This window comes from Nonomuraea sp. NPDC003201 (genome assembly GCF_053590415.1).
This window is the reverse complement of the sequence record NZ_JBSFTC010000431.1, coordinates 1-7,289: the sequence shown is the minus strand read 5'-3', so window position 1 is coordinate 7,289 and position 7,289 is coordinate 1. Positions and strand designations below refer to the sequence as shown.

General features: G+C 71.8%; 9 protein-coding genes. 4 read left to right on the top strand and 5 right to left on the bottom strand.

The window, feature by feature from the left end; translation table 11 throughout:
* On the top strand, positions 1-526 hold a 526-nt coding region (locus tag ACWDX9_RS56795), incomplete at its 5' end, for a MarR family transcriptional regulator (protein WP_449971333.1).
* Between the two features lie 22 nt (positions 527-548).
* Here the strand turns inward: ACWDX9_RS56795 and ACWDX9_RS56790 are convergent.
* Positions 549-1,304, bottom strand: coding sequence for an SDR family NAD(P)-dependent oxidoreductase (locus ACWDX9_RS56790; RefSeq protein ID WP_449971330.1), 756 nt, complete (start codon positions 1,302-1,304; stop codon positions 549-551).
* 86 nt (positions 1,305-1,390) lie between these two features.
* Between ACWDX9_RS56790 and ACWDX9_RS56785 the strand changes: the two genes are divergently transcribed.
* Positions 1,391-1,987, top strand: a complete 597-nt coding sequence (locus ACWDX9_RS56785; protein WP_350735090.1) for a TetR/AcrR family transcriptional regulator — start codon at positions 1,391-1,393, stop codon at positions 1,985-1,987.
* Between the two features lie 39 nt (positions 1,988-2,026).
* Here the strand turns inward: ACWDX9_RS56785 and ACWDX9_RS56780 are convergent, their stop codons facing one another.
* Positions 2,027-2,992, bottom strand: coding sequence for a zinc-binding dehydrogenase (locus tag ACWDX9_RS56780; protein WP_449971327.1), 966 nt, complete (start codon positions 2,990-2,992; stop codon positions 2,027-2,029).
* Between the two features lie 98 nt (positions 2,993-3,090).
* Positions 3,091-3,510, bottom strand: a complete 420-nt coding sequence (locus tag ACWDX9_RS56775) for a VOC family protein (RefSeq protein WP_449971324.1) — start codon at positions 3,508-3,510, stop codon at positions 3,091-3,093.
* Positions 3,511-3,595: 85 nt separating this feature from the next.
* On the opposite strand from ACWDX9_RS56775, the gene ACWDX9_RS56770 reads away from it, so the two are divergent.
* On the top strand, positions 3,596-4,264 hold the full coding sequence (locus tag ACWDX9_RS56770; protein ID WP_449971321.1) for a GntR family transcriptional regulator: 669 nt from the start codon (positions 3,596-3,598) through the stop codon (positions 4,262-4,264).
* 16 nt (positions 4,265-4,280) lie between these two features.
* Here ACWDX9_RS56770 and ACWDX9_RS56765 read toward each other — a convergent pair whose 3' ends face one another.
* Both ACWDX9_RS56765 and ACWDX9_RS56760 read right to left on the bottom strand, forming a co-directional pair.
* Entirely contained in the window at positions 4,281-5,279 is a 999-nt protein-coding gene (locus tag ACWDX9_RS56765; protein ID WP_449971318.1) for a LacI family DNA-binding transcriptional regulator, read from the bottom strand.
* A 99-nt stretch (positions 5,280-5,378) separates the two neighbouring features.
* On the bottom strand, positions 5,379-6,908 hold the full coding sequence (locus tag ACWDX9_RS56760; protein ID WP_449971315.1) for an alpha-N-arabinofuranosidase: 1,530 nt from the start codon (positions 6,906-6,908) through the stop codon (positions 5,379-5,381).
* A 146-nt stretch (positions 6,909-7,054) separates the two neighbouring features.
* Between ACWDX9_RS56760 and ACWDX9_RS56755 the strand changes: the two genes are divergently transcribed.
* A complete protein-coding gene (locus ACWDX9_RS56755; protein WP_357736843.1) occupies positions 7,055-7,273 on the top strand; it encodes a hypothetical protein in 219 nt (72 codons plus the stop codon).
* Positions 7,274-7,289 lie beyond the last annotated feature (16 nt).

The window sequence follows — 7,289 nt, the reverse complement described above, 5'->3', positions numbered from 1 at the left end:
GGGGACGCGGGCAGGCGCGACCCCCGCGCCGGCGAGCACGGCCGCGGGGGACGCGGGCAGGCGCGACCCCCAGGCGGTGCGGGAGTTCGAGGAGCGGCTCACGACGACGTTCGGGGGTGTGCCGACGATGGCGGCCAGGGTGATGGCCTGCCTGTTCACCAGCGACACCGGCAACCTGACCGTCACCGAGCTGACCGAGCGGCTGCGGGTCAGCCCCGCGTCGATCTCCAAAGGCGTCGGCTGGCTCGAACAGGTGGGGCTCGTCAGGCGCGAGCGGGACAACCGGCGCGAGCGCTACATCATCGACGCCGAGGTCTGGTACCGGGCGTGGCAGATGGGCACCCGGTCGATGATGTTGTGGACCGAGACGGTCCGGGAGGGTGTCGACATCCTCGGCGCCGACACCCCGGCGGGCGTCCGGCTCGCGACCGCCAGCCGGTTCTTCGAGCTCATCAGCGCCGACATGGCCCAGGCGGCCGAACACTACCGGCAGACCTTCGCGCCGACCGGGGACGTCCCGCGCTGACCGCCGTACGCGACCGACCGCCTCAGACCGCGGCTCGCCCGCCGTCCACCGAGAGGGTGGCGCCGTGGATGTTGGCGGCGTCGTCACCGGCCAGGAACACCACCGCCTTGGCCACCTCCTCCGGGGTGCTGGGCCTGCGCGAGGGGATGGCGGCGATCATCGGCGCCAGGTACTCCGCCATCGCGGCGACCTTCTCGGTGAACGTCGGACCCGGCGCGACGGTGTTGACCCGCACGCCGGAGGGGCCGTACTCGTCCGCCCAGGACTTGGTCAGCGAGTGGACGGCGGCCTTCGTGGTGCTGTAGAGGGCGGAGCCGCCCGTGCCGAACAGCCCGGAGATGGACCCGAGGTTGATGATCGCGCCGCTGCCGCGGGCCGCCATGGCGGGGGCGATCAGGCCGGTGAGGAGGAAGGTGGCCTTGACGTTGACGGCCAGGGCCTGGTCGATGAGCTCCTCCGCCACCTCGGCCGTGGGGGCGGGGTTGATCAGCAGCGCCGCGTTGTTGACCAGGATGTCCAGCGGGCCGCCGGCCAGCCGGTGCGCGGCGTCGGCGAGCTCTCGGACGGCAGGCAGCCCTCCGGCGAGGTCGGCGCGGACGAACGAGGCCCGCCCGCCCTCCTCGGCGATGGACGCGACGACCTTCTCGCCCTTGGCGCTGTCCCGGCCGCTGACGATGACGTGTACGCCCTCGGCGGCCAGCGCGCGGGCGATGGCCGTGCCGATGCCGTCGGTCGAGCCCGTGACCAGGGCGGTACGCCCCTGCAGACGTGCGGACATGGTGATTCTCCCTTGCGAAAGTGCGGATTCGCGGTCCAGGATGCCGAGGCTAAAATGGACCAGCAAGTCCAATCTGGGAGGTCTCCATGCCCACGCTCACCCGCAAGGGGGCGGCGACGCGGCAGCGCATCCTCGAGGGCGCCGCCGCGCACATCCGCGAGTTCGGCGTGGCCGCCACGACCCTCGACGACGTGCTGGCCGCGACCGCCACGAGCAAGAGCCAGCTCTTCCACTACTTCCCCGGCGGGCGGGAGGAGCTGCTGCTGGCGGTGGCCCGCCTCGAGGCCGGCCGCGTGCTGGAGAACCAGCAGCCGGCGCTCGGCGAGCTGACCTCGTGGCCCGCCTGGCAGCGGTGGCGTGACACGGTCGTCGACCACTACCGCAGCCAGGGCCGCCGGTGCCCGCTCAACTCGGTCACCTCGCAGCTGGGCAACCGTACGCCCGCCGCCCAGGCCGTGGTCATCGAGCTCATGCGCCGCTGGCAGGCCGAGATCGCCACCGGCGTGCGGCACATGCAGGACGCCGGCGAGATCGACCCGGGCCTGGACCCCGACCACGCGGCGGCCGCCCTGCTCGCCGGCATCCAGGGCGGCGTCCTGATCCAGATGTCCACCGGCGAGGTCACGCACCTGGAGGCCGCCCTGGACATGGGCATCGCCCACCTCCGCGGCTCTCCCGCCTGAGGCCGCCGCACGGCTGGTGGCCGCCCGTAGCCGGCGCCGTCAGATCAGCAGCAGGGTCTTCCCCAGGGCGGTGCGGTGTTCGATCGCGGCGTGCGCGTCGGCGGCGCGCTCCAGGGGGAAGGTCTGCCCGATGACCGGCCGGACGAGCCCGGCGGCCGCCTGCGCCATCATCTGCTCCGCCCACCGCACCACGTTCGGACCGAAGTCGAAGAGCTGCTCGATGCCGATCACGTCCACGTCCTCGCGTCGCGCGGGATCGACGACGGTGACCTCGCCGCTGGAGGCGCCGTGCACCGAGAACCGGCCGCCACGGGCCGTCACCTCGAACGCGGCCCGCCCGATCTCCCCGCCCACGCCGTCGAAGACCAGATCCGGCCCTGCCCCGCCGGTCGCCTCCAGCACCCGCTGGGTCCAGCCCGGTTCGGAGTAGTCGACCGCGGCTTCGGCGCCCAGCTCGCGGATCAGGTCGAGCTTCCGCGTTCCGCGGGCGGCCCCGACGACGCGCGCGCCCGCCGTACGGGCCAGCTGCACCAGCAGGCTGCCGACGCCGCCGGCCGCCGCCTCGACCAGCACCCACTCGCCGGGACGGACCTTGGCGCCCTCGATCAGTCCCTGCGCGGTGCTGCCGTCGCTGTGCAGGGCGACGGCCTCCGGCAACTCCAGCCCGTCCGGCACCGGGAACAGGTCCTCGGCCGCGGCCACGGCCCGCTCGGCGAAACCGCCGGTCTCCCCCGTCCCGGCGATGACCCGCCGGCCCACCCACGCCGGATCCACCGCTGCTCCGGCCGAGCTCACCCGGCCGGCCACCAGCCCGCCCGGCACGTACGGCAACTCCGGCCGGGCATGCCACTTGTCGGTGCCGCGCCGGATCTGCGTCTCGACGAACGTCACGCCCGCGACCGCCACCTCGACCACGACCTGCCCCGGCCCGGCCACCGGATCCGGCGCCTCCCCGGGCACCAGCACCTCAGGCCCGCCGAACCCGGTCACCCGAACCACCCGCATTGCCGCTCACTCCCGCCTCTTTCCGACATGGCTCCCCTAGCGTGCAACCTCAACCGGAATTGAGGTCAACCGGCGGGCAGCGGCGGCGACGGGCCGAATCAGACGGCGAAGACCTGGGAGTCGTCGGCGAACGCCTTGAACTCCAGCGCGTTCCCCGCGGGGTCGAGCAGGAACATCGTCCACTGCTCCCCCGCCTGCCCTTCGAACCGCAAATAGGGCTCGATGACGAACTCGACGCCCGCCGCGCGCAGCCGGTCGGCGAGCCGGTGGAACTCGGGGATCGTCAGGATCAGGCCGAAGTGCGGCACGGGGACGTCGTGGCCGTCGACCGGATTGTGGATCCGCTGCGCGCGGGCCGGCGCCAGGTGCGTCACGAACTGGTGGCCGTGCAGGCTCCAGTCCACCCAGGTGTCGGCGCTGCGGCCCTGTTCGAGGCCCAGCACCTCGCCGTAGAAGTGGCGCGCGACGGCCAGGTCGTCGACGGGCATGGCCAGGTGGAACCGGGGGATCGAGGTCATGGGGGCTTCCCTTCTGCCTAGAATGTCCGAATGTTAACATCATGACAAACGCTCGCGGTAGGGGCGCTCGTGAGAGGCTGGAGCCATGAGTGAACAGGGCAGGGTGGCGCCGGCCCGCCGCCGGGGGCTGGCCGACGAGGTCGCGGACCGCATCCGGGAGGCCATCTTCGCCGGGACCTACGCCCCCGGAGCGCAGCTGCGGGAGGTGGAGCTGTCCGGCGCGCTCGACGTCAGCCGCGGCCCCGTACGCGAGGCATTACTCCGGCTGGAGCGCGAGGGCCTGGTCCGCAGCGCATGGCACCGCGGCGCCACCGTCACCACGCTCTCCCCGGCGGACGTCGCCGAGCTCGACAGCCTGCGCGCCGCCCTGGAACAGCTCGCCGTCCGGCAGGTGGCCACCCATGCCTCGGACGACGACCTCGCGACCGTCGAGCAGGCGGCCGAGCGCATGCGGCGCGTCGAGGACGAGCACGAGATGGTGCGCTGCGACATCGCCTTCCACGACGCCGTCTACGCCGCCGCCCGGCACCGGCGCCTGGAGGAGGCGTGGCAGGCCATCCGCTCGCAGGTCCACCTGTTCCTGCTGACCCGGATCGGCGTCCGCTCCGCGGACTACCTGGCGCACATCCCCGAGGAGCACCGGGAGCTGGCCGCCGCCCTGCGCGCCCGTGACACCGAGCGCGCTCTGACGCTCTTCGCCGCCCACCGCCTCCACGCCTTCGACGTGCTCACCGACCCGGACCCGAGGACCTGACCCCCGCCCGGGGCCGTCAGCGGGTGGACTCGCGGACCACCAGCTCGAAGGGCGCGGTGTGCTCGCCGGCCGGGCGTGACGGGTCCTGGATGCGGGCGGTCACCAGCTCGACCGCCTTCGCGGCCATCCACCGGTGGTCGGGGGCCACGGTGGACAGCGAGGGCACCATGTACGCCGCTTCCGGGATGTCGTCGTACCCGACGAGGCGGAGGTCGTCGGGCACCCGGACGCCGCGGTCGGCGAGGCCCCGGAAGACCCCCTGGGCGACGGTGTCGCTCACCGCGACCACGCCGTCGACCTCGAGACCTGAGTCGACGAGCCGGTGGGCCGCCTCGCGGCCCCCTTCCAGCGTCATCCCGCTGACGGCGAACCGCAGCGCCGGATCGGGGTCGAGCCCCCGTTCGGCGAGCCCGGCGAGGTAGCCCCGGTAGCGGCGCGTCACCACGTTCACGCCGTCGAGGGACTCGCCGGTGACCATCGCGATCCGGCGGCAGCCGCGGTCGACCAGATGCGTGGTCGCCGCTTTCGCGCCTTCCTCGTTGGGCATGGCGACGTGGTCGAACCGCGCGGCGAAGTCCTGCTCGCCGAGCATCACGATCGGATAGTCGCCGCCGGTCAGCCGCGAGTCCTGGGGGTCGATCCCGACCGCGCTGAGAATCAGCCCGTCGAACTGCAGGGTAGACGAATGGGAGATCGCGTCGATCTCCCCGGCCGCGGCCGCGCCGGTCTGCTCGATCGCGACGTGGAAACCGCGCCCCCGCGCCTCGTCGATCACGTGGGCGGCGAGCTGGCCGAAGTAGGGCCGGTCGATCTCGGGAACGGCCAGCCCGATGACGCCGGTCCGCCCGGACCTGAGGGTCCGGGCGGAGACGTTGACGCGGTAGCCCGACTGGCGGATCGCTTCGAGCACGCGGCGGCGGACCTCGTCGCTGACCCCGGCACGGTCGTTGATGACGTTGGAGACCGTCATCTTCGACACCCCGGACAACTTGGCGACGTCGCCCATGGTGACCATGCCGCTCCTCAGGTCCTGCCCTTCGACCGGATCCGATCCGGCCGCTTCCGACTGTGGCCGCCGCTGCTTCGAGCCTACTGGGCCCCGCAAGGGTGCCGGTTATGCGACGTCGACCTGCACGGTGACGAAGGAGTGGGCGGGCAGGTGCACCCGCACGCGCGTACCGGTGACCGTGACCTGCTCGTGGGAGCGCGGGGCGACGGCGGCGGGCGCGTCGGGCGTGTTGTGGGTCTGCGGCGCCCCGGCGGTGAGGATCCGCGACACGACCCCGCCGACGTCACCCCCGCGCAGGTCCAGCTCGACGTCGGCCGCGTCGGCCGTGTCCAGGTTGGACAGCGAGATGAGCACCTTGTCGTCCTTGCGGCTCGCCGACAGCGAGACGGTCGCCAGCGTGTCCGGCCCCACCTCGCGGGTGGGCACGTCCGAGAGGAGATCGACCCGCAGTGACGTGGCGTCCTGGTGGCCCTTGTTCATCTCGAACACGTGGTACGTCGGGGTGAGCACGAGCGCCCCGGAGTCGGGGTCGGTCAGGATCATCGCCTGGAGCACGTTCACCGTCTGGGCGATGTTGGCCATCACCAGCCGGTCGGCGTGACGGTGGAAGATGTCGAAGTGCAGGCTGGCGACCAGCGCGTCGCGCAGCGTGTTCTGCTGGTAGAGGAAGCCGGGGTTGGTGCCCGGCTCGACGTTCCACCACGTGCCCCACTCGTCCATGATCAGGCCGACGGTCTTGTGCGGGTCGTAGCAGTCCATCACGTTGGAGTGGCCGGTGAGGAGCTCGTCGGTGTGGGCGGCCTTGACCAGGGTCCGGTAGTACTCGTCCGTGTCGAACACCGTGGCGGCGCCCTTGTCCTGCCAGGTGCCCGGGATCGTGTAGTAGTGCAGCGACAGCGCCTGGTAGAACGGCTGGGGCCGGTAGGCACAGCCCAGGTCGCCCAGCTGCTTCATGAGCGTCTCGGTCCAGGCGTAGTCGTCGCTGTTGGCGCCGGCGGCGATGCGGTACAGCCGGTTGTCGCCGTGGTTGCGGCAGTAGGTGCCGTACCGGCGCGCCTCGGCGGCGTACTGCTCGGCGGTCATGTGCCCGCCGCACCCCCACGCCTCGTTGCCCAGCCCCCAGAAGCGCACCCGCCACGGCTCCTCACGCCCGTTGGCCTTGCGCAGGCGGACCATCGGGGAGTCGCCGTCCCGGGTGAGGTACTCGACCCAGTCGCTCATCTCCTTCACCGTGCCCGAGCCGACGTTGCCGCTGATGTACGGCTCGGCGCCGAGCAGCTCGCACAGGGCCATGAACTCGTGGGTGCCGAAGTGGTTGTTCTCCTCGACGTTGCCCCAATGGGTGTTCACCATCGCCGGGCGCTGGTCCTTCGGGCCGATGCCGTCCATCCAGTGGTACTCGTCGGCGAAGCAGCCGCCGGGCCAGCGCAGGTTGGGGATGTTCAAGGCGCGCAGCGCTTCGACGACGTCCAGCCGGATCCCGCCGGCGTTCGGGATGTCGCTGTCCTCGCCCACGTAGAAACCGCCGTAGATGCACCGGCCCAGGTGTTCGGCGAAGTGGCCGTACACATGTCTGCTGATCACGGGGCCCTTGACGTCGACATTGAGCACGGCGGAAAGGACAGCGTCACTCATGGTTCACACCTTTTCTCGGTAAGCGGCGGCGGATACTTTATCGATAAAGCATCGCGTGGGAAAGTGCCTCTTCCTTGCCTGCCGGCTCGGGAATCCTCGCCCGCTCGCCTATGTGCGACCGGCCGCGCGATGCGTACGGTGAGGCCATGTGCGATCTGAACGCTGCGGAGACCCGCGAAATCATCGCATCACTCAGCGCGGTGACCGGCCTGTCCGGCCAGGTGACCACCCACATCGACGACATCGGCAAGACGTCGTACATGGACCACGAGAACCTGGCCGAACTCCTCGCCACACTGCGCGATCGCGCCGAGGCGGCCAGGGAGTGGGTCGCCGCCAAGCCTCAGCAGCACGCGGGCCACTGACCTGGGCGCCGGCCGG